This window comes from Spiroplasma endosymbiont of Clivina fossor (assembly GCF_964031115.1).
GTDB lineage: Bacteria > Bacillota_I > Bacilli_A > Mycoplasmatales > Nriv7 > Nriv7.
The window spans coordinates 110,503-133,393 of the sequence record NZ_OZ035006.1 but is presented as its reverse complement, the minus strand read 5'-3'; the positions used below and the strand labels follow the sequence as shown (position 1 = coordinate 133,393).

The 22,891-nt window shown below is 25.1% G+C and carries 37 protein-coding genes and 2 pseudogenes; 7 read left to right on the top strand and 32 right to left on the bottom strand.

Annotation, left to right across the window (positions count from 1 at the left end):
• Positions 1-412 precede the first annotated feature (412 nt).
• Positions 413-673, bottom strand: a pseudogene (locus AAHM82_RS12540) (transposase); the annotation flags it as partial.
• An 85-nt stretch (positions 674-758) separates the two neighbouring features.
• Here AAHM82_RS12540 and AAHM82_RS00920 point away from each other — a divergent pair.
• Together AAHM82_RS00920 and AAHM82_RS00915 are read left to right on the top strand one after the other, a co-directional pair.
• Positions 759-1,433: an IS1/IS1595 family N-terminal zinc-binding domain-containing protein gene (locus tag AAHM82_RS00920; protein WP_342263624.1), complete on the top strand. Its 675-nt coding sequence runs from the start codon at positions 759-761 to the stop codon at positions 1,431-1,433.
• The gene (locus tag AAHM82_RS00915; protein ID WP_342264257.1) at positions 1,418-1,723 is read left to right on the top strand and encodes a hypothetical protein; all 306 of its coding nucleotides are present in this window, start codon (positions 1,418-1,420) and stop codon (positions 1,721-1,723) included. Before AAHM82_RS00920 ends, AAHM82_RS00915 begins: the two co-directional genes overlap by 16 nt.
• 93 nt (positions 1,724-1,816) lie before the next feature.
• Here the strand turns inward: AAHM82_RS00915 and AAHM82_RS12535 are convergent.
• The 18 genes and pseudogenes from AAHM82_RS12535 to AAHM82_RS00835 form a co-directional block, all read right to left on the bottom strand.
• Positions 1,817-2,734, bottom strand: a pseudogene (locus AAHM82_RS12535) (IS256 family transposase); the annotation flags it as partial.
• 771 nt (positions 2,735-3,505) lie between these two features.
• On the bottom strand, positions 3,506-3,829 hold the full coding sequence (locus AAHM82_RS00905; RefSeq protein ID WP_342264255.1) for a hypothetical protein: 324 nt from the start codon (positions 3,827-3,829) through the stop codon (positions 3,506-3,508).
• 78 nt (positions 3,830-3,907) lie between these two features.
• Positions 3,908-4,138 carry a hypothetical protein gene (locus AAHM82_RS00900; RefSeq protein ID WP_342264254.1) on the bottom strand — a complete coding sequence of 77 codons (231 nt, stop codon included), beginning with the start codon at positions 4,136-4,138 and terminating at the stop codon, positions 3,908-3,910.
• A 164-nt stretch (positions 4,139-4,302) separates the two neighbouring features.
• Positions 4,303-4,476, bottom strand: a complete 174-nt coding sequence (locus AAHM82_RS00895) for a hypothetical protein (RefSeq protein ID WP_342264253.1) — start codon at positions 4,474-4,476, stop codon at positions 4,303-4,305.
• Positions 4,477-4,533: 57 nt separating this feature from the next.
• The gene (locus AAHM82_RS00890) at positions 4,534-5,493 is read right to left on the bottom strand and encodes an IS1/IS1595 family N-terminal zinc-binding domain-containing protein (RefSeq protein ID WP_342264252.1); all 960 of its coding nucleotides are present in this window, start codon (positions 5,491-5,493) and stop codon (positions 4,534-4,536) included.
• A 187-nt stretch (positions 5,494-5,680) separates the two neighbouring features.
• Positions 5,681-6,007, bottom strand: coding sequence for a hypothetical protein (locus AAHM82_RS00885; RefSeq protein WP_338967894.1), 327 nt, complete (start codon positions 6,005-6,007; stop codon positions 5,681-5,683).
• A 520-nt stretch (positions 6,008-6,527) separates the two neighbouring features.
• On the bottom strand, positions 6,528-7,112 hold the full coding sequence (gene tsaB / locus AAHM82_RS00880) for a tRNA (adenosine(37)-N6)-threonylcarbamoyltransferase complex dimerization subunit type 1 TsaB (protein WP_342264251.1): 585 nt from the start codon (positions 7,110-7,112) through the stop codon (positions 6,528-6,530).
• Entirely contained in the window at positions 7,112-7,489 is a 378-nt protein-coding gene (locus tag AAHM82_RS00875) for a type III pantothenate kinase (RefSeq protein ID WP_342264250.1), read from the bottom strand. The genes tsaB and AAHM82_RS00875 overlap by 1 nt, the downstream gene beginning before the upstream one ends.
• Positions 7,490-7,500: 11 nt before the next feature.
• Complete coding sequence (locus tag AAHM82_RS00870; RefSeq protein WP_342264249.1) at positions 7,501-7,863, bottom strand: type III pantothenate kinase; 363 nt, start codon at positions 7,861-7,863, stop codon at positions 7,501-7,503.
• A gap of 15 nt (positions 7,864-7,878) precedes the next feature.
• Positions 7,879-8,454 (bottom strand): hypothetical protein, encoded by a 576-nt coding sequence (locus tag AAHM82_RS00865; protein WP_342264248.1) that lies wholly within the window; start codon positions 8,452-8,454, stop codon positions 7,879-7,881.
• Positions 8,441-8,917 (bottom strand): tRNA (adenosine(37)-N6)-threonylcarbamoyltransferase complex ATPase subunit type 1 TsaE, encoded by a 477-nt coding sequence (tsaE, locus tag AAHM82_RS00860; protein ID WP_342264247.1) that lies wholly within the window; start codon positions 8,915-8,917, stop codon positions 8,441-8,443. Before tsaE ends, AAHM82_RS00865 begins: the two co-directional genes overlap by 14 nt.
• 9 nt (positions 8,918-8,926) lie before the next feature.
• Positions 8,927-9,868: a bifunctional oligoribonuclease/PAP phosphatase NrnA gene (locus AAHM82_RS00855; protein WP_342264246.1), complete on the bottom strand. Its 942-nt coding sequence runs from the start codon at positions 9,866-9,868 to the stop codon at positions 8,927-8,929.
• 435 nt (positions 9,869-10,303) lie between these two features.
• On the bottom strand, positions 10,304-10,696 hold the full coding sequence (locus AAHM82_RS12530) for a transposase family protein (protein WP_342264845.1): 393 nt from the start codon (positions 10,694-10,696) through the stop codon (positions 10,304-10,306).
• Positions 10,693-11,133 (bottom strand): transposase family protein, encoded by a 441-nt coding sequence (locus tag AAHM82_RS12525; RefSeq protein ID WP_342263396.1) that lies wholly within the window; start codon positions 11,131-11,133, stop codon positions 10,693-10,695. The genes AAHM82_RS12530 and AAHM82_RS12525 overlap by 4 nt, the downstream gene beginning before the upstream one ends.
• Positions 11,134-11,176: 43 nt before the next feature.
• Positions 11,177-11,353, bottom strand: a complete 177-nt coding sequence (locus tag AAHM82_RS00845; protein ID WP_342264245.1) for a hypothetical protein — start codon at positions 11,351-11,353, stop codon at positions 11,177-11,179.
• Between the two features lie 158 nt (positions 11,354-11,511).
• Positions 11,512-11,904 carry a transposase family protein gene (locus AAHM82_RS12520; protein WP_342264845.1) on the bottom strand — a complete coding sequence of 131 codons (393 nt, stop codon included), beginning with the start codon at positions 11,902-11,904 and terminating at the stop codon, positions 11,512-11,514.
• The gene (locus AAHM82_RS12515) at positions 11,901-12,341 is read right to left on the bottom strand and encodes a transposase family protein (protein ID WP_342263396.1); all 441 of its coding nucleotides are present in this window, start codon (positions 12,339-12,341) and stop codon (positions 11,901-11,903) included. Before AAHM82_RS12515 ends, AAHM82_RS12520 begins: the two co-directional genes overlap by 4 nt.
• 43 nt (positions 12,342-12,384) lie before the next feature.
• Positions 12,385-12,516: a hypothetical protein gene (locus AAHM82_RS00835; RefSeq protein ID WP_342264244.1), complete on the bottom strand. Its 132-nt coding sequence runs from the start codon at positions 12,514-12,516 to the stop codon at positions 12,385-12,387.
• 206 nt (positions 12,517-12,722) lie between these two features.
• On the opposite strand from AAHM82_RS00835, the gene AAHM82_RS12510 reads away from it, so the two are divergent.
• Together AAHM82_RS12510 and AAHM82_RS12505 are read left to right on the top strand one after the other, a co-directional pair.
• Positions 12,723-13,163 (top strand): transposase family protein, encoded by a 441-nt coding sequence (locus tag AAHM82_RS12510; RefSeq protein ID WP_342263396.1) that lies wholly within the window; start codon positions 12,723-12,725, stop codon positions 13,161-13,163.
• A complete protein-coding gene (locus AAHM82_RS12505; protein ID WP_342264845.1) occupies positions 13,160-13,552 on the top strand; it encodes a transposase family protein in 393 nt (130 codons plus the stop codon). The genes AAHM82_RS12510 and AAHM82_RS12505 overlap by 4 nt, the downstream gene beginning before the upstream one ends.
• Positions 13,553-13,825: 273 nt before the next feature.
• On the opposite strand, the gene AAHM82_RS00825 is transcribed toward AAHM82_RS12505, so the two are convergent.
• The 13 genes from AAHM82_RS00825 to AAHM82_RS00765 form a co-directional block, all read right to left on the bottom strand.
• On the bottom strand, positions 13,826-14,218 hold the full coding sequence (locus tag AAHM82_RS00825; RefSeq protein ID WP_342224268.1) for a hypothetical protein: 393 nt from the start codon (positions 14,216-14,218) through the stop codon (positions 13,826-13,828).
• Positions 14,219-14,239: 21 nt separating this feature from the next.
• Positions 14,240-14,488, bottom strand: a complete 249-nt coding sequence (locus tag AAHM82_RS00820; protein WP_342264243.1) for a hypothetical protein — start codon at positions 14,486-14,488, stop codon at positions 14,240-14,242.
• 2 nt (positions 14,489-14,490) lie between these two features.
• Positions 14,491-14,775: a hypothetical protein gene (locus AAHM82_RS00815; protein ID WP_338968736.1), complete on the bottom strand. Its 285-nt coding sequence runs from the start codon at positions 14,773-14,775 to the stop codon at positions 14,491-14,493.
• Between the two features lie 6 nt (positions 14,776-14,781).
• Positions 14,782-15,765, bottom strand: coding sequence for a hypothetical protein (locus AAHM82_RS00810; RefSeq protein WP_342264242.1), 984 nt, complete (start codon positions 15,763-15,765; stop codon positions 14,782-14,784).
• 24 nt (positions 15,766-15,789) lie between these two features.
• Positions 15,790-16,035 carry a hypothetical protein gene (locus tag AAHM82_RS00805; RefSeq protein ID WP_342264241.1) on the bottom strand — a complete coding sequence of 82 codons (246 nt, stop codon included), beginning with the start codon at positions 16,033-16,035 and terminating at the stop codon, positions 15,790-15,792.
• A 164-nt stretch (positions 16,036-16,199) separates the two neighbouring features.
• Positions 16,200-16,430: a hypothetical protein gene (locus tag AAHM82_RS00800; RefSeq protein ID WP_338967679.1), complete on the bottom strand. Its 231-nt coding sequence runs from the start codon at positions 16,428-16,430 to the stop codon at positions 16,200-16,202.
• Between the two features lie 164 nt (positions 16,431-16,594).
• Positions 16,595-16,816 carry a hypothetical protein gene (locus tag AAHM82_RS00795; protein WP_342224264.1) on the bottom strand — a complete coding sequence of 74 codons (222 nt, stop codon included), beginning with the start codon at positions 16,814-16,816 and terminating at the stop codon, positions 16,595-16,597.
• Between the two features lie 2 nt (positions 16,817-16,818).
• Positions 16,819-17,145 carry a hypothetical protein gene (locus AAHM82_RS00790; RefSeq protein ID WP_342224263.1) on the bottom strand — a complete coding sequence of 109 codons (327 nt, stop codon included), beginning with the start codon at positions 17,143-17,145 and terminating at the stop codon, positions 16,819-16,821.
• A 481-nt stretch (positions 17,146-17,626) separates the two neighbouring features.
• Entirely contained in the window at positions 17,627-18,283 is a 657-nt protein-coding gene (locus tag AAHM82_RS00785) for an IS3 family transposase (protein WP_342264240.1), read from the bottom strand.
• Between the two features lie 32 nt (positions 18,284-18,315).
• Positions 18,316-18,594, bottom strand: coding sequence for a transposase (locus AAHM82_RS00780; protein ID WP_342263780.1), 279 nt, complete (start codon positions 18,592-18,594; stop codon positions 18,316-18,318).
• A 2-nt stretch (positions 18,595-18,596) separates the two neighbouring features.
• Positions 18,597-18,968 carry a hypothetical protein gene (locus AAHM82_RS00775; RefSeq protein WP_342264239.1) on the bottom strand — a complete coding sequence of 124 codons (372 nt, stop codon included), beginning with the start codon at positions 18,966-18,968 and terminating at the stop codon, positions 18,597-18,599.
• Positions 18,969-19,000: 32 nt separating this feature from the next.
• On the bottom strand, positions 19,001-19,183 hold the full coding sequence (locus AAHM82_RS00770) for a hypothetical protein (protein ID WP_342264238.1): 183 nt from the start codon (positions 19,181-19,183) through the stop codon (positions 19,001-19,003).
• Complete coding sequence (locus AAHM82_RS00765; RefSeq protein WP_342264237.1) at positions 19,164-19,295, bottom strand: hypothetical protein; 132 nt, start codon at positions 19,293-19,295, stop codon at positions 19,164-19,166. The genes AAHM82_RS00770 and AAHM82_RS00765 overlap by 20 nt, the downstream gene beginning before the upstream one ends.
• Positions 19,296-19,504: 209 nt before the next feature.
• On the opposite strand from AAHM82_RS00765, the gene AAHM82_RS00760 reads away from it, so the two are divergent.
• The 3 genes from AAHM82_RS00760 to AAHM82_RS00750 all read left to right on the top strand — a co-directional run bounded on the left by AAHM82_RS00760 (position 19,505) and on the right by AAHM82_RS00750 (position 22,591).
• The gene (locus AAHM82_RS00760; RefSeq protein WP_342264236.1) at positions 19,505-20,014 is read left to right on the top strand and encodes a hypothetical protein; all 510 of its coding nucleotides are present in this window, start codon (positions 19,505-19,507) and stop codon (positions 20,012-20,014) included.
• A gap of 153 nt (positions 20,015-20,167) precedes the next feature.
• Positions 20,168-21,415, top strand: a complete 1,248-nt coding sequence (gene tyrS, locus AAHM82_RS00755; protein ID WP_342264235.1) for a tyrosine--tRNA ligase — start codon at positions 20,168-20,170, stop codon at positions 21,413-21,415.
• 216 nt (positions 21,416-21,631) lie between these two features.
• The gene (locus tag AAHM82_RS00750) at positions 21,632-22,591 is read left to right on the top strand and encodes an IS1/IS1595 family N-terminal zinc-binding domain-containing protein (protein WP_342264234.1); all 960 of its coding nucleotides are present in this window, start codon (positions 21,632-21,634) and stop codon (positions 22,589-22,591) included.
• Positions 22,592-22,891 lie beyond the last annotated feature (300 nt).

The window sequence follows — 22,891 nt, the reverse complement described above, 5'->3', positions numbered from 1 at the left end:
AAGAATTAACCGTTATTTTTCTTTCATTTTTCTTAAAAATTTGCTGAATTTATCCATTTTTAAATATTCTAAATCTTCTAAATCAATTGCGGTATCAGTATAGTATTTGTCTTCATAATCAGGATTTACTTTTGAATTTAAGTAATCTCTTAAAAACGCTAAGTAAAAAGAATTGTAAGTGTTTAATATTGGTAGAGGAATTTTTAGTTTAAAAAAATAAATATCAAGTTCAGGAATATCACGGTATTTAATGCGACGCCCTTTTTTACTATTTTTAGCATCAATTAAGGTGTTTCGTCAGCGTTCATATTCTTCAATGCTCGTAAAGGTACCGTAGATGACTTTTAAGTAGGGGCGAAAAATATTAACTGGTTTTTTTGGGGACTGTACAATTAACTGTGTCTCTAAGTAATTAACTTAAATTCACTCTGTCCTCAAATTTTATCATTAAATGTGAAATTGCACTACCCCAATTTTGAATTGGCATCGTTCATTTCTTAACCATATTTTGAAATGCTAAATAAAATATTTTAAAAACTGATGCGTCATTAGGAAAAATCTTTTTATTCTTAATGACTTTTCTTAGTTGACTATTAACAGATTCAATCGCAGTAGTTGTGTAAATAATCCTTCTAAATTCTTGAGGATATTCAAGAAAAATTATTAAATTATTTTTTTAATTTTGTCGAAAACTCTTGATATTTATTGAATATACTTAATTTTAGGTATATTTTTAATGATAGAGGTGGATAATAATTATGGAAAAAATAATTCAAGAACTAGTAAATACTTTAACAGATGATCAATTTTTAGAATTTTATGAAAAAGTCAAACAACAAGCAGAATTAATAAAAAAACAAAAACGTTTAAATGAAATTGATCAAAAATTTAGAGCGCAAGGTATTAAATGCCCTAAATGTGAATCTTACCATTGCGTTAAAAATGGACATAATTCAGAAGGAAAACAAAAATATTTATGTAAAAATTGCCGTGCAAGTTTTGACGCTTTTCGTAATCATTTTATTTATTGAAGTCATTTAAATTATGAACAATGAAATTTATTGATTCAAATTTCATTGCTGGGGCAATCTAGTAAAACAATTTCTCGTTTTATTAAAACTACATTAAAAACTGCTTGATATAATCGTCAAAAATTAATGAAATCAAAACAATTAGAAAATACCCAATTAAAATTTAAAAAATTATCTGGTAAAATCCAAATCGATGAAACATTTATTAAAGAAATTCATAAAGGAAATTTCAAATATAAAACTGATCCACGAAGAATTCACCTTGACCCATTCGCAACTAATACTAAATGCTGTATTCAAATGGCAATTGATAATAATATAATAACAATATTTATGTTAAATCCACAAACACCAAACGTTTACAAAAACAATGAGTTATTGAAAATATGAACAAAGAATTAATTAACGAAAATTCAATTATTACTTCTGATATGCAAAAATTATATTTTTTAGTAGCAAAACAAACAAATTCTACTTTATGTGTAACTAAAACAACAATTAATCCTGAAGCTAGTTATCGTAACTTAAATAAAATCAGTAAATTACAATCTAGTCTTAAAGAAGCCTTAATTCATTATCATGGTTTAGGTTTTACTAATATTCAAAATTATTTAAATCTCTGAAAATGAAAATACCAACATAAGGGTTTAACTCCAAACCAACAAACAGCGGTATTACATTTTAATGTATAAAAAAGTTAAAGTAAAAATAGTAATTTTACATAAAAGCCTTTTAAAATTATCAAGTTGATGATTTTTTTTTATTTTATCAAGAGTTTTCGACAAAATTAAAAAATTATTTCAGTTATTTTTTCATGATTTAGTAATTTGTGGATACTTTTTATTTCATTTTTCAGAAAAATGATCTAAAGCAACTAGCGCTATTTCTTCATTAATTGCTGTATAAATTGATTTTAAATCATTAGCTACAAGTTTGCGATCTTTGTAAGGGACAAATTTTAAACTATTACGAATTTGATGAACGATGCATAATTGGTGCTGTGTTTTTGGGAACACAGCTTCTATTGCATCAAACATTCCAGTTAAATTATCGCTACAAGCAACAAGAATATCTTGTAAGCCACGATTTTTCATTTCCGTAAGATTATTAAGTCAAAATTTGGCTCCCTCATTCTCACTAATTCACATTCCTAAAATATCTTTTAAACCATCTAAATTAATTCCTAAGGCAAGATAAACTGCTTTATTTATTATTCGTTTATCTTGCTTTACTTTAACAACAATACAATCAAAATAAACAATCGGATAAATCTTCTCTAAAGGTTTAGTTTGTCACATTTTAACTTCTTCAATAACATCATCAGTTATTTGACTAATTAAACTTTCTGAAATTTCTGCTCCGTGATAGAATTCTTGCAATTGTGCTTTGATATCAGAAATTGTCATTCCTCTTGCATATAAAGAAATTACTTTTTGATCAAAGTTATCAAATCTTCTTTGTCTTTTCGGAATAATTACTGGTTCAAAAGTACTATTTCGATCTCTTGGTACATCAATTGCGATTGAACCATTTTTAGTAATAATGGTTTTTTGTGTGTTGCCATTTCTTTTATTATGATTCTCATCAGTTTCAAGATGATCTTTAATTTCCGTATTTAACATTCGTTCAGTTAATTTTTTGGTAAATTCCTGAAAAATAGTATTGCCTTTAAATAAATCTTGTGGATTATCAATATTTTCTAAAAAATAATCAACAACTTTATCAATTGCATCAGGTTCTTTTTTTATTTTTTTGTCATTTTCTGTTCTCCTTCGTTTAAGTATAATTCAGAATGAATTATCGAGACACAGAATTTTGGACAGGCCCGTTTTTTTGCGAATTCCCACAATCACATTATTGGCAATATCACGAACTTTAACTCAAATATGTTTGTCTCTTTGACCGCTAGCTAACACAATATGACCAAAATGCCGTGCCAGAGCGAAATATTCTTGAATACCGGTTTCTTCGTTTTTGGTATTATTTTTTTCTCAATCAGTTCCTTCTAAAAATAAATTGGTTTCATCTCACAAAAGTAAAGTTTTGTCTGGCAATACCGAATAATCAAAGTCTAATAATCCCATATGTCCTAAACTTAATTTTTGGGTTTCTAGTAATGGAAAGGTTGATGCGATGTGATATTTCTTCTTTTTTAGTAATTTTGATGCGTACACTAGAAAAGCGGTTTTTCCAGTTCCTAACGAACCAATAACGATGTTTAATGGTGAGTTTTTTAAGAAGTTAATAACTTTGTTGATTTGTGTTAAATTACCAATTTTGAAAAGGAAAATTAAAATACAACCTGCTAAAAATAAATAGCTTACAATGTTTTTAAAATAACCGTTGTAAACGTATCAAATTGCTCCTCAATGTCATAAAATTAAAAATGAGGTGCGATTTAATTCAATAAAATTGTTATTTTTTTCTATTACTCATTTGCAAAATTTCATCTTGCACCTCACTTTATTTTTTTGTTAGCACACTGCTCCAAGTAATTTTTCAAACATTTTAAAGCAAATAAAGAATATTGCCAAAATAAATGGAAAAATGAATATTCAGTAGTCAGCAAAGAAGTTACCGACTTGTGGCATATTAACAGCAATAATTTTTCACATTTTAGTAAACGCCGTTATAATTGCATTTCATAATTTAGTCATCGCGTCACTAGCTGTTATTTTTGCTGGTGTATCTACTAAGAAAGTTCCAATCATATAATCACTCTTTTTCTTTTTAAAGCATTCATCATTTATATTCAAAGTTTTTCTTAAATTTATTAAAACCACGATTAACCTTAACACGGTTATATTTTTTTCTAATTAATTTTGAATTTCTTTGTGAATGCATCACAATGTAACTTCTTGACATTACTTTTGCTTCTATCTAAATACTGATATTGTTTTTCAAAGTAGCATTAGAATAAATCACACCATAATCGCTGTTAAGAATCAAAAAGCAATGTTTGCTATTAAAAATCAAAGTGGTGCTTTGGTTAAATCAATTTCTTTACCACCAGTAATATGAGCTGGAATAGTTGTAATTTGAATAAATAAATCTCAGAAAGTTTGTTTAATTTGTTCTCAATCAAATTCTTTTAAATTTATTATCATTTTTTATCTCCCAAAAATCATTTTTATTGGTAAATATATAATTGAAATTAATGCGAAAAGAAAAGTAATGATAATAATTAATCCAGCAATAAACGCAACTTGTGCAGGCATTTTTTCTATCGGAACAAACAGTTTTAAGAATGCCATAATAATTTCTCAAAACATTATTTTTTATTCTCATTATTTTCTTTTGAATTAGGGGCTTTAACTCATTCTTCAAAGCGGGCAATAAATATTTTTTCGTCTTTTGTAAAATTACCAGTATTATTTTTAATGGCATTTTTATATTTAATTCTTTTAATTTTGTCGAAAACTCTTGATAAAATAAAAAAAATCATCAACTTGATAATTTTAAAAGGCTTTTATGTAAAATTACTATTTTTACTTTAACTTTTTTATACATTAAAATATAATATCGCTGTTTGTTGGTTTGGAGTTAAACCCTTATGTTGGTATTTTCATTTTCAGAGATTTAAATAATTTTGAATATTAGTAAAACCTAAACCATGATAATGAATTAAGGCTTCTTTAAGACTAGATTGTAATTTACTGATTTTATTTAAGTTACGATAACTAGCTTCAGGATTAATTGTTGTTTTAGTTACACATAAAGTAGAATTTGTTTGTTTTGCTACTAAAAAATATAATTTTTGCATATCAGAAGTAATAATTGAATTTTCGTTAATTAATTCTTTGTTCATATTTTCAATAACTCATTGTTTTTGTAAACGTTTGGTGTTTGTGGATTTAACATAAATATTGTTATTATTATCAATTGTCATTTGAATACAGCATTTAGTATTAGTTGCGAATGGGTCAAGGTGAATTCTTCGTGGATCAGTTTTATATTTGAAATTTCCTTTATGGATTTCTTTAATAAATGTTTCATCGATTTGGATTTTACCAGATAATTTTTTAAATTTTAATTGGGTATTTTCTAATTGTTTTGATTTCATTAATTTTTGACGATTATATCAAGCAGTTTTTAATGTAGTTTTAATAAAACGAGAAATTGTTTTACTAGATTGCCCCGGCAATGAAATTTGAATCAATAAATTTCATTGTTCATAATTTAAATGACTTCAATAAATAAAATGATTACGAAAAGCGTCAAAACTTGCACGGCAATTTTTACATAAATATTTTTGTTTTCCTTCTGAATTATGTCCATTTTTAACGCAATGGTAAGATTCACATTTAGGGCATTTAATACCTTGCGCTCTAAATTTTTGATCAATTTCATTTAAACGTTTTTGTTTTTTTATTAATTCTGCTTGTTGTTTGACTTTTTCATAAAATTCTAAAAATTGATCATCTGTTAAAGTATTTACTAGTTCTTGAATTATTTTTTCCATAATTATTATCCACCTCTATCATATTAAAAATATACCTAAAATTAAGTATATTCAATAAATATCAAGAGTTTTCGACAAAATTAAAATTTAATTCTAATTTTTATTTTGGCATAAATTTTATAAGCAAAATATGCCAATAGCATTATGCAAATGATAATAAATATTATTCCAATCGCAATATTCATTTTTAAACTCCTTTAAAATAGTTATAATTTATATCTTTTTTGTTGTTTTCTTTTTCGGCAATGAAGAAGCCTAATAATTCTTGTCCTTTAATTAATTTGGTTTCTTTTTCTTTTTGATTAATTGAGATTACTTGATATTTACTATCTTTTATTATTCCGATGCAAATTGAATTTTCATATTTTCCTTTATAAACAAATCGTTTTGGAAACCAAATACCGATTTGTTCATTAAATCATGGAATTTTTGGTGCTTTAATAAGCATTGCGTTTTGCGTTTCTTTTAAGAGATATTTTTTAGTATTTAAGAAAATGTTTTCAATGTTTTTCATAGTAAATTACCTTTCTTATTTGTTATAAACTAAGTTATATTAACTAAGTTAGTTAACTTAGTTTTTTAAACACTTATATATCGCAGATTTAAGTGTTTAACAAGCTTTGTTAGTAAATTTTGTTTTTTAATTAGATAAAGATTTTAATAATTTTAAACTTAGCATACCCCTATATATAGAAATTTCTACACTTTAACATCCACATCCTGCCCTTGGAACTAATTTAATAGCGTGTGTATATTTTTAGGAAATCCACCCATTCATTTTTTATTGCAAAATGAAACAAATTGCTATAGCTAATAGGGCATTATCTATTAACTGGTAAACTTTCTTTTGGTTGTAGCGACCACCCACAATTTATCGTGCTTTAATACATACCAACATTATTAATTCACTTGTATTTAATTTTCAAAGAACAAACTTTTAACACCTTATAAAATAAAAAGACAATCATTGCTGACTGTCTTAATACTTATTCAAACCTTTACCTACCTAACAAAACTTTATGCGCCCTTTTATTTTATTCATAATGTTTTTTAAGCTGTAATTCCTTTAAATATAATGGCTCTAAATCATCAACATTAGTTACTTTTTTACATAAATGTTTAATTTGTAAAAAATTTTCTACTAAATCAACCCGATGATAATCTTCAACTAACTTAAATTTTTTTCATTCTTTTTTCAATAATAAATTATTTCTTGTAACCACTTGTTCCAAAACCATCGGACGGAAATTATCATAAACCGCAACAAAAAATTGATCAGTTCTAGCATTAATAACACTAATTGCCTGCTTGTTACCAACTTGCAATAATAAACTATTCGTAACAAAAACTTGCAAGGTCTCATTAACAGCTTTCATTGTTTTCGCAATTGTAATCCCCACCCGAATTCCAGTATAACTTCCCGGACCAACAGTTAAATATAAACTATCAATATCAAATCAACTTAATTTATGATTAGTTAACATTTCATCTATTAAAACTGTTGCTTTCTCAGTGTGTTTTTGATGATTTCAAATTTGTAAACTATCTAATAAACCACCATCATCTTGTAGAATAATTACTAAATATCCATTTGTTGTATCTAAAAATAATGTTTTCATTATTCTTCACCTTCATTTAATGTTCATAAAATATTTAAACCAGTAAAAATTAAATCATTAATAAATTGATAATCCTGCAAGATATTTTTAACAAAAAAATAATTACCACCTAATATTATTACTACTGAATCTTTTAATTGTTTTTGATAAGTTTCCACAATACCTTTAATTGCCATTGCATGACCATAAATAATACCAACGCTTAAACAATCTTTAGTATTTTTAGCAATCATTTCTGGTGGCAAAAATCAAGGTTCTTTTTTCAATAAAGCTGCTTTTTCAATTAAAGCTTCGCCACTTGTTAGTAATCCTGGCAATATTGCACCACCAATAAACGAATTATTTTTAATACACGAAATTGTTGTTGCTGTCCCCATATCAATAATAATTATATTACGATTTGGATAAACACTAACAGGCCCCTACCGCTGCTGCTATTAAAATCAGCACCCAAAGTAATAACATCATCTAAAACAAATTTAAAATTTGTTTTTAACCCCCTATCAACAAGTAAATAATTCCAACAATATTTTTCAACTAATAATTCAATTACCGAATTAAATTGCGGTTTAACATTACTAACAATACATCGTTGAATTTTTAATAAAAATGGTTCAAGAACTTCTTCCATACAAGATAATAATTTATCAACATTAATATTACTAGATAATTGCTCATAAAATACTTTTTGATTTTCTTGATAAACACCTAAATGAATTAAACTATTACCAATATCAACTAATAACTTCATAAATATTCTCCTTTGCTAACCTATTTTATTAATAACCTTAACAATTGGTAAAATAATTAAAGTTGTAATCATAAGTTCTGGTAAATAATTTGTTGCTAATGCTAATCAACTAATATATTGCAACACATTAAGATCAGGAAAAAACGCATCTCCTAAAAAACAAATCATTGCTAAAGTTGCCAAAGAATTAGTACTAATAACAAAAAATGATCAAATGATAATTGTTAATCAATAACGAAATTCAGAACGCAATACCAGAAATTGTAATATAATCCCTGAAACAATACCAACTAATAATCTTGGTACAATACTAAATAATGGATTTTGAAAAACTACTGCCAAAGGTCCGCCCATAACAAATGATGCTAAAAAAGAACTTAATCCTAATAACAATCCTGAGATAACACCAACAATAAATGGGTTCCACTTTAAAATTTTAATTCAAATAATACTAATAATCATTACCACACAAGGAACTAAAGTAATACTAATAACACTAATTTGAATATAACCTAGAAACGGTGTAAAAGTAAATAATAGTAGTAAGGCTACACTAAGAGCTAAATAACTAATTGCCTTAACATTTAACATTTAAATCATTGTCCTGTAAAAATTTAATTACTTGCGTTGCAAGAAGACCTTTACCACTTAAATTAATTACTCTGATAGTATCATCAATTATCTTCCATTGTAAGATTAATGCATTATTAAAATCAATAATTTGTAAAACATTTTCATATCATTCAATAATATTTAAATTATTATTAAATGCCTCTTCATACATTTCTAAATCTTCATCATTATTTAAACGATAAGCATCCATATGAATTAATTTAAATGATTGTTTTGGAATTACATACTCATTCATAATAACAAATGTTGGCGAATTAACCACGGCTGAAATTTGCAAGGCATTTGCTAAATATCTTGTAAATGTTGTTTTCCCAGCGGCCAATGCTCCTTGTAACAAAATAAAACCCGGCGTCGTAGCATATTTAGCAATAATAGCTCCCAATGCTTCTGTTTGTGCCTCATTATGAGTTATAAACTGCAAATTCACCACTTATTTTGGTTCTCCTCTACTAATCACTTCATCTAAATCACTAATAATATTTTTAACATCATTAAAATCATTAATTCGTGCTCCCGCAGCAAAATTATGTCCACCACCATTATATTTGCTAGCAACAGTATTAACAAAAAATTTATTTGATCGTAGTTCAACACGAATATTATGATTTTCATCCTCACAAAAAAATACTCAAATTGGTTTATTTTTAACATTAGCTAATAGATTGACCTTACTAGCAACAGTATTATGATTAATGCCTAATTTCTTTAATGTTTTGTTATCAATTACTAAATATAAAACTCCCTTCGTTGAAGTTTGATAATTTTCATAAACAAAACTCATAAATTTTAAATCTTCTTCACTAACTTGATACATTTCACGATATAATTGATCTAAATCAAACCCTTTTGTTAATAAAAAACTAGCAAGACTAAATGTTCTGGCATTAGTTCGTGAATAAAGAAAACGACCACTATCAGTTACCATCCCATGATAAATAATTCTTGCTGCTAATGATGATATCTTTAAATTACATTCCTTAACTCATAAAGCAATCATTTCACTAGCCGAACCAAATTGCTCATCAACTCAAATAATATCACCATAAGGTTCAATATTGGGATGATGGTCAATTTTAATAATAGTTTTTGCTAATTTATATCGGTCATCATCAACTCGTGCTAAATTACCACAATCACCAATAATAATTAAACTATCTTTAAAGTCATCATCCCGCACTGTATCCATAGTCCCAATAAAGTTTAAATAATCACTATTCGTTCCCGCCGCTAAGACAATTTTATTAGGTCAATTAGATTTAATAATTTCTTTTAAACCTAACTGTACACCATAAGCATCACCATCAGGAATAATATGACGAAGCAATATAATTCGGTTATGTTCCTTAATTAATTGTAAAATCTTATCTTTCATATTGTTACCTTCCTAAAATAACTTATTAAGGTAATTTTATAACAAATTCTCTTAATTTTAAAATAATAAATAATTTTAATATTTGGTCGCGTTTAGTTTTGTTAGGTATTTTTTAAAAAAGAAAAAATAATCATTTACTATAAATTATTTCAATATGCAAATTAAGTATATTCAATAAATATCAAGAGTTTTCGACAAAATTAAAATAAAAAATTATTAATTTTATTAAATTTTAACTAATATTTTTACTTACTTAAATGTAATAGACTTCTTGCAAAATTAATATGATAATTATAATTTTTAAATTTAAAATAAATATAAAAGTGTTATTAAAATAATTTTTAGATTATTTTTACAAATATTTTGTCATTAAAACATAATAAAAATTATTATTTACAATAAAAAAAGACTGAAATTTTAAATTATCAAATATATTTAAACTAATAGTTGTAAATTATAAATTGAAGCTATTAAATTAAATCTTAAAGCAAATCTTTTTCTACGATTTCGATATTTTTCACTAATAATTTTAAATTTTTTAAGTATAGCAAAAACATTTTCAATAACAATTCTCATTTTTGAAATTCGCTCATTATTTTGCTTTTCTTCTTTATTTAAAGGGTTTTTCTTTGATTTTCTTTTAGGAATTAAAACATTATGATTAATTTTTTGTATGCCTTGATAACCTAAATCCACTAAAACAGTTGTTTCTGGTAAAAATTTAATTTTTGAATCTTTTAAAATTTTAAAGTCATGGTTTTTACCATAAGAAAAATCAGAACTAATAATTTTTTTACTATCTTTTTCAATTATAACTTGTGTTTTTATTGTGTGTTTTTTCTTTTTTCCTGAGTAGTGCTGTTTTTGTCTTTTTTTGGGCGTTGGATTTGGCTTTCAGTTACATCAATTATAACAGTCTTATCTTTGAAATAATCTTTTAATAGTGATTTTTGACCAGTAAGTTGTTGAAAATTAGGGTGTTTTATTAAAGTGTCTTCAATTCATTTGATATTTCTATAACAACTACTTTCACTAATATCATAACTTTTTGCAATATGAAAATAAGTTCTATATTCTCTTCAATATTCTAAAGTCATTAAAATACGATTTTCTAATGATAATTTATTGGTTCTTCCGCGACGAAATCTCTTTTTTAATTCTTCTATTTTTAAAATTTCTAGCATTTTATTAAAAGTAGTATGTTTAATACCAGTTAATCTTAAAAAATTTTTATCACTTATTTGATTATTTTTTTTAAATTTCATTTAAATTCCACCTTTTTATTAAAAACAACAATTCAATTATATTTTAAATTAATTTTGCAAGAAGTCTAATATATTTATTTGTATATACAATGTTGCCTTTGCTGATTCAACTATCATCATTTTTGTTATTATATTTATTTCATAATGAATTTTTATATATTTCTTTTCTGATTTCTATTTCTGAATTAATATTTTCATTAATGTAATAGACTTCTTGCAAAATTAATATGATAATTATAATTTTTAAATTTAAAATAAATATAAAAGTGTTATTAAAATAATTTTTAGATTATTTTTACAAATATTTTGTCATTAAAACATAATAAAAATTATTATTTACAATAAAAAAAGACTGAAATTTTAAATTATCAAATATATTTAAACTAATAGTTGTAAATTATAAATTGAAGCTATTAAATTAAATCTTAAAGCAAATCTTTTTCTACGATTTCGATATTTTTCACTAATAATTTTAAATTTTTTAAGTATAGCAAAAACATTTTCAATAACAATTCTCATTTTTGAAATTCGCTCATTATTTTGCTTTTCTTCTTTATTTAAAGGGTTTTTCTTTGATTTTCTTTTAGGAATTAAAACATTATGATTAATTTTTTGTATGCCTTGATAACCTAAATCCACTAAAACAGTTGTTTCTGGTAAAAATTTAATTTTTGAATCTTTTAAAATTTTAAAGTCATGGTTTTTACCATAAGAAAAATCAGAACTAATAATTTTTTTACTATCTTTTTCAATTATAACTTGTGTTTTTATTGTGTGTTTTTTCTTTTTTCCTGAGTAGTGCTGTTTTTGTCTTTTTTTGGGCGTTGGATTTGGCTTTCAGTTACATCAATTATAACAGTCTTATCTTTGAAATAATCTTTTAATAGTGATTTTTGACCAGTAAGTTGTTGAAAATTAGGGTGTTTTATTAAAGTGTCTTCAATTCATTTGATATTTCTATAACAACTACTTTCACTAATATCATAACTTTTTGCAATATGAAAATAAGTTCTATATTCTCTTCAATATTCTAAAGTCATTAAAATACGATTTTCTAATGATAATTTATTGGTTCTTCCGCGACGAAATCTCTTTTTTAATTCTTCTATTTTTAAAATTTCTAGCATTTTATTAAAAGTAGTATGTTTAATACCAGTTAATCTTAAAAAATTTTTATCACTTATTTGATTATTTTTTTTAAATTTCATTTAAATTCCACCTTTTTATTAAAAACAACAATTCAATTATATTTTAAATTAATTTTGCAAGAAGTCTATTAGCTAATTGTTCGCATTTGTTAGTGTACATATTTTTATGGGTTGCGAATAAACTGAATCAATGCTTGTTTTCTAAGGTTTTTACATTATTATTAATTTTTAACATAAAAAATCACCTTTCTTTGGTAGTAATTTTAACAAAGTTTAATTTAATTGCTTCAATAATGCAATTTTCAGTTACTATCATAGTATTGTAAGAAGTCTATATAGTAAAAGTAGAATTTTTTTGTTTGAGGATATATAATAGACTTCTTGCAAAATTAATTTAAAATATAATTGAATTGTTGTTTTTAATAAAAAGGTGGAATTTAAATGAAATTTAAAAAAAATAATCAAATAAGTGATAAAAATTTTTTAAGATTAACTGGTATTAAACATACTACTTTTAATAAAATGCTAGAAATTTTAAAAATAGAAGAATTAAAAAAGAGATTTCGTCGCGGAAGAACCAATAAATTATCATTAGAAAATCGTATTTTAATGACTTTAGAATATTGAAGAGAATATAGAACTTATTTTCATATTGCAAAAAGTTATGATATTAGTGAAAGTAGTTGTTATAGAAATATCAAATGAATTGAAGACACTTTAATAAAACACCCTAATTTTCAACAACTTACTGGTCAAAAATCACTATTAAAAGATTATTTCAAAGATAAGACTGTTATAATTGATGTAACTGAAAGCCAAATCCAACGCCCAAAAAAAGACAAAAACAGCACTACTCAGGAAAAAAGAAAAAACACACAATAAAAACACAAGTTATAATTGAAAAAGATAGTAAAAAAATTATTAGTTCTGATTTTTCTTATGGTAAAAACCATGACTTTAAAATTTTAAAAGATTCAAAAATTAAATTTTTACCAGAAACAACTGTTTTAGTGGATTTAGGTTATCAAGGCATACAAAAAATTAATCATAATGTTTTAATTCCTAAAAGAAAATCAAAGAAAAACCCTTTAAATAAAGAAGAAAAGCAAAATAATGAGCGAATTTCAAAAATGAGAATTGTTATTGAAAATGTTTTTGCTATACTTAAAAAATTTAAAATTATTAGTGAAAAATATCGAAATCGTAGAAAAAGATTTGCTTTAAGATTTAATTTAATAGCTTCAATTTATAATTTACAACTATTAGTTTAAATATATTTGATAATTTAAAATTTCAGTCTTTTTTTATTGTAAATAATAATTTTTATTATGTTTTAATGACAAAATATTTGTAAAAATAATCTAAAAATTATTTTAATAACACTTTTATATTTATTTTAAATTTAAAAATTATAATTATCATATTAATTTTGCAAGAAGTCTAATAATTTCAAATCATTAATTTCCAATTTTAAAAATGGAATGAAAAAGATAATAACCATAAAAATGTAAGGTAAAATTCTTCATCAATATTTTTTTAAAGAATTAATGAGTTTGTTTGATTTCATTTTTCAAGACTCTTTTTGCTCTAATTTTCTGAACAATAAAGCGGATTAATTTTTCAAATTTAATTGCAAAATATATTGCTCCGCCTCATCAAAAAACAAATATTCCTGCCAGCATAATACCACTATTAAACTTGCCAAAGAAATCAACCATCTGTTTATTCATAAAATCATTAAATTCGTTACTTGTTCCGGTTATTCATTTAGTATCAATTACTGTTAATGTACAAAGTAATAAGCTTATAAAGATGAAAATGATACTTAATACTATTTTTAACCACTGTTTTTTAAAAGAATTTTTAATTCTTAATTTTAACGGCGTTTTTTCTTTTGAATTATCTTTTTTAAATAATTTTCCTAAAAGTTTTTTCATTTTAATTCTCCTTTCATATTTTTATCGTCCTTTAATCACAATAAATAAAGCAATAAGTACAGAAGTGACACCAAGAATGGTAAAGATTGGATGTTGTGAAAATGTCCGAGCCATTGGTTTAAACAGTTCTAAAATTGTTAAATTGCTAGTAATAAATTTTTGGAAATTGGCAAGACCTTCGCTAATATAGTTCGTTAAAGTTTCAAAATGACTACCAGCTAATAAACCAAGCACAGTTATTAAGATAAAAATAATAATTAGTTTAAACATTTTTAGTTACCTTGTTTTGTTTTTATTGGTTTTATTTGTTTTTTAGCTTTTCCTCACGCACTTAAACGCCCCTTATTTTTAACAGCATATTGGCGTTGTTTTTCTAAATTAACTTGTTGACTACCAAATCCAAGAATAATTGCCATAAGAAATTCTACAGCCAGTGTTAAGAATAAAGGAAATATTAGTTGAATATTTGTTCCCGGCACTTCAAGACTTCAAATTAAATCAAAAACTTTATAAAGCATTTGGGCGAGAAAGTCGGCCATTTTTGCGAGATTTTCCATTTTTTATTATTCCTTTTCTTTCATTTTTCTTAAAAATTTGCTAAATTTATCCATTTTTAAGTATTCTAAGTCTTCTAAATCAATTGCTGTGTCATTATAGTATTTGTCTTCATAGTCAGGATTTACTTTTGCATTTAAGTAATCTCTTAAAAACGCTAGGTAAAAAGAATTGTAAGTGTTAAGTATTGGTAAAGGAATTTTTAATTTAAAAAAATAAATATCAAGTTCAGGAATATCACGATATTTAATACGGCGACCTTTTTTGCTATTTTTTGCATCAATTAAGGTGTTTCGTCAGCGTTCATATTCTTCAATGCTAGTAAAGGTACCATAGATGACTTTTAAGTAGGGACGAAAAATATTAACTGGTTTTTTACGAATTCCCACAATCACATTATTGGCAATATCACGAACTTTAACTCAAATATGTTTATCTCTTTGACCGCTAGCGAGAACAATATGACCAAAATGTCGTGCCAGAGCGAAATATTCTTGAATACCGGTTTCTTCGTTTTTGGTATTATTTTTTTCTCAATCGGTTCCTTCTAAAAATAAATTGGTTTCATCTCATAGCAGTAATGTTTTGTCTGGCAATACCGGATAATCAAAGTCTAATAATCCCATATGTCCTAAACTTAATTTTTGAGTTTCTAGTAATGGAAATGTTGAGGCGATGTGATATTTTTTCTTTTTTAGTAATTTTGATGCGTACACTAGAAAAGCGGTTTTTCCAGTTCCTAATGAACCAATCACAATATTTAATGGTGAGTTTTTTAAGAAATTAATAACTTTGTTAATTTGTGTTAAATTACTTATTTTAAAAAGAAAAATTAAAATACAACCTGCTAAAAATAAATAGCTTACAATGTTTTTAAAATAACCGTTGTAAATATATCAAATTGCTCCCCAATGTCATAAAATTAAAAATGAGGTGCGATTTAATTCAATAAAATGGTTATTTTTTTCTATTATTCATTTGCAAAATTTCATCTTGCACCTCACTTTATTTTTTTATTAGCGTACTGCTCCAAGTAGTTTTTCAAACATTTTAAAGCAAATAAAGAATATTGCCAAAATAAATGGAAAAATGAAGATTCAGTAGTCAGCAAAGAAGTTACTGACTTGTGGCATATTAACAGCAATAATTTCTCACATTTTAGTAAACGCCGTTATAATTGCATTTCACAATTTAGTCATCGCATCACTAGCTGTTATTTTTTCTACTGTTGCTGGTGCATCGGCCAAGAAAGTTCCAATCATATAATCACCCCCTTTCTTTTTAAAACATTCACATTTATATTTAAAGTTTTTCTTAAATTTGTTAAAACCGCGGTTAACCTTAACATGATTGTATTTTTTCCTAATTAATTTTGAATTTCTTTGTGAATGCATCACAATGTAACTCGGCGACATTACTTTTGTCTCTATCTAAATACTGATATGGTTTTCCAAAGTAGCATTAGAATAAATCACACCATAATCGCTGTTAATAATCAAAAAGCAATGTTTGCTATTAAAAGCCAAAGTGTTTCTTGAGTTAAATCAATTTCTTTACCACCACTAATATGAGCGGGAATAGTTGTAATTTGAATAAATAAATCTCAGAAAGTTTGTTTAATTTGTTCTCAATTAAATTCTTTTAAATTTACTGTCATTTTTTATCTCCCAAAAATCATTTTTATTGGTAAATACATAATTGAAATTAACGCGAAAAGAAAAGTAATGATAATAATTAATCCCGCAATAAAAGCAACTTGTGCAGGCATTTTTTCTATCGGAATAAACAGTTTTAAAAATTCCATAATAATTTCTCAAAACATTATTTTTTATTCTCATTATTTTCTTTTGAATTAGGAGCTTTAACCCATTCTTCAAAGCGAGCAATAAACACTTTTTCGTCTTTTGTGAAATTACCAGTATTATTTTTAATGGCATTTTTATATTTAATTCTAATTTTTATTTTGACATAAATTTTATAAGCAAAATATGCCAATAACATTATGCAGATGATAATAAATATTATTCCAATCGCAATATTCATTTTTAAACTCCTTTAAAGTAGTTATAATTTATATCTTTTTTGTTGTTTTCTTTTTCGGCAATGAAGAAGCCTAATAATTCTTGTCCCTTAATTAACTTGGTTTCTTGCTCTTGTTGATTAATCGAAATTACTTGATATTCACTATTCTTGATTATTCCGATACAAATAGAATTTTCATATTTTCCTTTATAAACAAATCGCTTTGGAAACCAAATACCGATTTGTTCATTAAATCACGGAATTTTTGGCGCTTTAATAAACATTGCGTTTTGCGTTTCTTTTAAAAGATATTTTTTAGTATTTAAGAAAATGTTTTCAATGTTTTTCATAATAAATTACCTTTCTTATGAATAAACTAAGTTATATTAACTAAGTTAGTTAGTTAACTTAGTTTTTTAAACACTTATATATCGCAGATTTAAGTGTTTAACAAGCTTTGTTAGTAAATTTTGTTTTTTAATTAGATAAAGATTTTAATAATTTTAAACTTAGTATACCCCTATATAGAAATTTCTACACTTTAATATCCGCATCCTACCCTTGGAACTAATTTAATAGCGTGTATATTTTTAGGAAATTCACCCATTCATTTTTTTATTGCAAAACGAAATAAATTGCTATAGCTAATAGGATGTTATCTATTAACTGGTAAACTTCTTTTGGTTATGGCGACCACCCACAATTTATCGTGCTTTAATACATACCAACATTATTAACTCACTTGTATTTAATTTTCAAAGAACAAATTTTTAACATCTTATAAAATAAAAAGACAATCATTGCTGACTGTCTTAATACTTATTCAAATATTTACCTACCTAACAAAACTTTATGCGTCCCAGCAACAGCATTATCATACGGGCATCCTTTGGTACTTAATGATCTTTGAATTTTAAAGGTTATTAAAATTTCATCAATGATTTTATTTTTGAATTCATTACCACGATCAGTATGAAATAAAGTTATTTTATTTAATGGTCGTGTTATCTTGTGAAAAGCTTGTTGAACTAGTTCAGCAGTTTTATTTGGTCCAGCACTATAGCCAATTACTTCGCGATTAAACAAGTCAATTAATAAACAAATATAATGTCATTTAGTACCAACTTGAACATATGTTAAATCACTAACAACAACTTCATTGGGTTTTTGGTCATTAAATTGACGATTTAAAACATTATTAATTTGGTCATTATTAACTGTTTTTTCATGATTACGATATTTTAATTTGGTGTATTTAGAAACCAAATTATTTTTGATCATAATGAATCGGATTTTTTGTCGTGATAAGATGATATTTTTTCTTATTAAAACAGCTTTAATTTTACGAGCACCATAAATCTTACGACTTTTATTAAATGCACTGATAACTTCTTGTTCATAATTATTAATATCAAACTTAGTGCATTTATTAGTTTGATAATAATATGTTGATTTTAGTAAACCTAAAATCTTACATATTTTCCTCACTGAATATTTAGTTTTGTTGTTATTAATTATTGTTATTTTTTGCCGATTATCAGTGCTGCTTGCTTTAAAATGTCATTTTCCATTCGTAATTGTTGGTTTTCTTTTCGCAAGTAAATTAATTCATTTTCTTCGACAGTGCGATTATCTTTTGCTTTAAATGACCCAGAATTATTATAATTTTTAACTCAACTATAAATAGTTGGTTTTGGTAAATTATATTCTTTCCCTAAATTAATAACACTTTTGCCATTTTTGTATAGCATTACAATTTGTTTTTTAAATTCTTCAGAGTATGAGGTTTTATTTCCCATTTTTATATTCCTTCTTTCTTAATAATTTTGAAGTTTATATAATTATGGTCCAATTTATTGTAGCCTATCCAAACAGTAAAATATTTATCAACTAAACTAATGCTAGTATCAACGCGAACAGCACTAAGACGATTTTGAAAATGACGACATACTTTTAAACTAGTATTAATAACATCATTATCAAAATCAACTAATGCTACTAACGTATCATTAGGAAATAATTCACTATAAGCTTCTAAAGATTTAATAATATCACCATTAAAACCATGAATTAAAGCGTGTGGCATTGTCCCAACCAATATTTCTTGATTATTTCATCATTTCAGTTTGTGTTCTCATAACTTGTGATTTAATACCAGCAATATATGCAGCATAACCATCACCTTGTTGATTAAGATAGTCATCATTACGATCAAACATAGATGATTGGTTTATCATTACTAACTTTTAAAATCTCATTGCAATTAGTAGCAACACTACTTCTTCTTGCTAAAATGCCATCAATAATTCCTTCTAAATAACCAAATAAATGATAAGGACCGGTTATTTTTAAAACCGGAATATTAGCTTTAAATAATATCACCATCATTTAAAGCATAAACAGATATTTTTTCTAATGGTGTTACAAATTCTTTCAATAAGGCCACAACTTCATCAATACCACAAAGCATAACATTATCTTGTCTCTGAAAAAATTGCATCGTAACAATATTATTAGGAAAATACTTTTTAAGAATTTTTTTTAATTTTGTCGAAAACTCTTGATATTTATTGAATATACTTAATTTTTAGGTATATTCAATAAATATCAAGAGTTTTCGACAAAATTAAAATAGTTAGTACAAAAAATCTAATTTTGATTATGTTATAATTTAAAAGAACGCATGCTTCTTTTAAAAGGAGGGTCATAATGAATACTAATGATTTTAAAATTAAATATGGATTAAATGGTCCATTATCAAAACTTTATGAAGAAAATAGTCATCAGCAAAAAATTGCAGAGTCAAAAATTGCTGAAAATCGTCGTAAACAAAGAAATTGAATGCAACAAAAACAAGTATATGGTTATGAACCAACAGAGATTATTTCACCAATTACAGGTTCTAATGCTAGTAAAGAAAATATTGCTAATGATAAACTAAAAGATTTTTCATTAGTAAATAATACTTATAGTATTAGACCACAATCATTAGTTAGAACAACAAAGACTTATAGTTCAATTGAAGAATATGTTAATGAGCATGTTCAGCAAGAAATTATTAATCGTAAAATTCAAAAATATCAAGATTTTTCAATATATGTTGAAGGAAGAAATATGACGAGAAATGTTAATCCAATTCCAATTAATTTTATTAATCGAAAAAGTGATAATAGTGTTAATTTAGCAACTAATGATGCCCATTATGATGATACTAGTTAGGGTTATATTCGGGCGCAAAGTTATGTTAATCGTTTTAATGATATTCATCAATGCGCTAGTAAATTTTATGATCAACAGCAAGTTACTGAAAAAAATCGGAGCATTGTTAATTTAATTGATGAAAAACAAAAATAAGAGAAAGAATGGTAAGAAATGGAATTTTTAGAAGAATTGCAAGCCCGAGAACTTTTAAAACAAGTTACTAATAGTGAAAAAATAAAACAGGCTAAGAATAGTAATGCTAGTGTTTATTGTGGTATTGATCCAACAGCAACATCATTGCATGTGGGACATTTATTGCAAATTGTTTTATTATATCGCTTTTCATTAGCGGGTTTTAAACCGCTTGCTGTTATTGGTGGTGCGACGGCAATGATTGGTGATCCGAGTTTTAAAGTTGAAGAAAGAAAATTATTAGATGCTAAAACAGTAAAATTAAATAGTGATGCGCTTGCTTTACAATTAGATAAATTATTAGATCATAATATTAAAGTTTTAAATAATGATGATTGAATATCAAAATTAAATTTAATTGATTATTTAAGAGATTTGGGGAAAGAGTTTACGATTAATTATATGCTTGATAAGGAATCAATTAAAACAAGACTTGCAACAGGAATTTCTTATACTGAATTTTCTTATATGCTTTTACAAGCATATGATTTTTGGTATTTATATAAGAATTATCAATGTTTAGTTCAAATTGGTGGTAGTGACCAATGAGGGAATATTACTGCTGGAATTGAATTGATTCGTAAAAAAGAACAAGATAATCATTTAGCAAGTGGGTTAACGATTGAATTATTAACGCAAAGTAATGGTGTTAAGTTTGGTAAAACGGAGCAAGGAACAATTTGGTTAGACGCTAATTTAACATCCCCATATATTTTGTATCAGTTTTTTGTTAATCAAAATGATGCTGATGTTGAAAAACTTTTAAAATGATTAACTTTGTTATCATTAGATGATATTTTGCAAATAATGGCAAAACATAATGTTAATAAGGCTAAAAGACATGCCCAAAAGGTATTAGCAAAAGAAATTGTTGCTTTTGTTCATTCCCAACAAGAAGTTATGATGGCGATTAATATTAGTGAAGCATTATTTTCGCAAAAAGTTATGCAGTTACAAATGAGTGAAATTCAACAAATGAAAAATGCTGTTCCGTGAATAACTGTTAGTCAAGAACATAAACTTATTGATTTACTTTTATTACTTCAAGTATGTAGTTCTAAAACTCAAGTTCGGGAACTATTAAAGAATAATGCTATTTATGTTAATGAGCAACTTATTAATGATGAAAACTATTTATTATCTAAAGATAAATTGTTATATGATAAAATAATTTTTATTCGTAAAGGTAAACAACATTATTATATTGTTGAAGTTAATAGTCATTAATATTTAAAACAATAAGATTTTCATAAAAATTTTGTAATATACCACAGACTTATGACAAGCACAAGCAGTTTTTTTAAAAGGGGTCGAATTTATTTTTTTATTTAAAATTTTTATAAATAATTAAAATTCTATTTTAATTTTGTCGAAAACTCTTGATATTTATTGAATATACTTAATTTTAGGTATATTTTAATATGATAGAGGTGGATAATAATTATGGAAAAAATAATTCAAGAACTAGTAAATACTTTAACAGATGATCAATTTTTAGAATTTTATGAAAAAGTCAAACAACAAGCAGAATTAATAAAAAAACAAAAACGTTTAAATGAAATTGATCAAAAATTTAGAGCGCAAGGTATTAAATGCCCTAAATGTGAATCTTACCATTGCGTTAAAAATGGACATAATTCAGAAGGAAAACAAAAATATTTATGTAAAAATTGCCGTGCAAGTTTTGACGCTTTTCGTAATCATTTTATTTATTGAAGTCATTTAAATTATGAACAATGAAATTTATTGATTCAAATTTCATTGCTGGGGCAATCTAGTAAAACAATTTCTCGTTTTATTAAAACTACATTAAAAACTGCTTGATATAATCGTCAAAAATTAATGAAATCAAAACAATTAGAAAATACCCAATTAAAATTTAAAAAATTATCTGGTAAAATCCAAATCGATGAAACATTCATTAAAGAAATCCATAAAGGAAATTTCAAATATAAAACTGATCCACGAAGAATTCGCCTTGACCCATTCGCAACTAATACTAAATGCTGTATTCAAATGGCAATTGATAATAATAACAATATTTATGTTAAATCCACAAACACCAAACGTTTACAAAAACAATGAGTTATTGAAAATATGAACAAAGAATTAATTAACGAAAATTCAATTATTACTTCTGATATGCAAAAATTATATTTTTTAGTAGCAAAACAAACAAATTCTACTTTATGTGTAACTAAAACAACAACTAATCCTGAAGCTAGTTATCGTAACTTAAATAAAATCAGTAAATTACAATCTAGTCTTAAAGAAGCCTTAATTCATTATCATGGTTTAGGTTTTACTAATATTCAAAATTATTTAAATCTCTGAAAATGAAAATACCAACATAAGGGTTTAACTCCAAACCAACAAACAGCGGTATTATATTTTAATGTATAAAAAAGTTAAAATAAAAATAGTAATTTTACATAAAAGCCTTTTAAAATTATCAAGTTGATGATTTTTTTTATTTTATCAAGAGTTTTCGACAAAATTAAAAAAATTCTAATAGAAGTTTTTGAAAGAAAGCATTATACTTAAATTTCAAAGTAAAGAAATTGCAGATTAATTTTTGGAGAAGAGTGTTGATTGTTCGATAAATTTTATTAATTAGTAAAAATTCACGAAAAGGAAATTAATTAATATGAAAAAATTACTAAGTATAAGTAGCAGCTGTAAATCACACACAGTTATTAGACT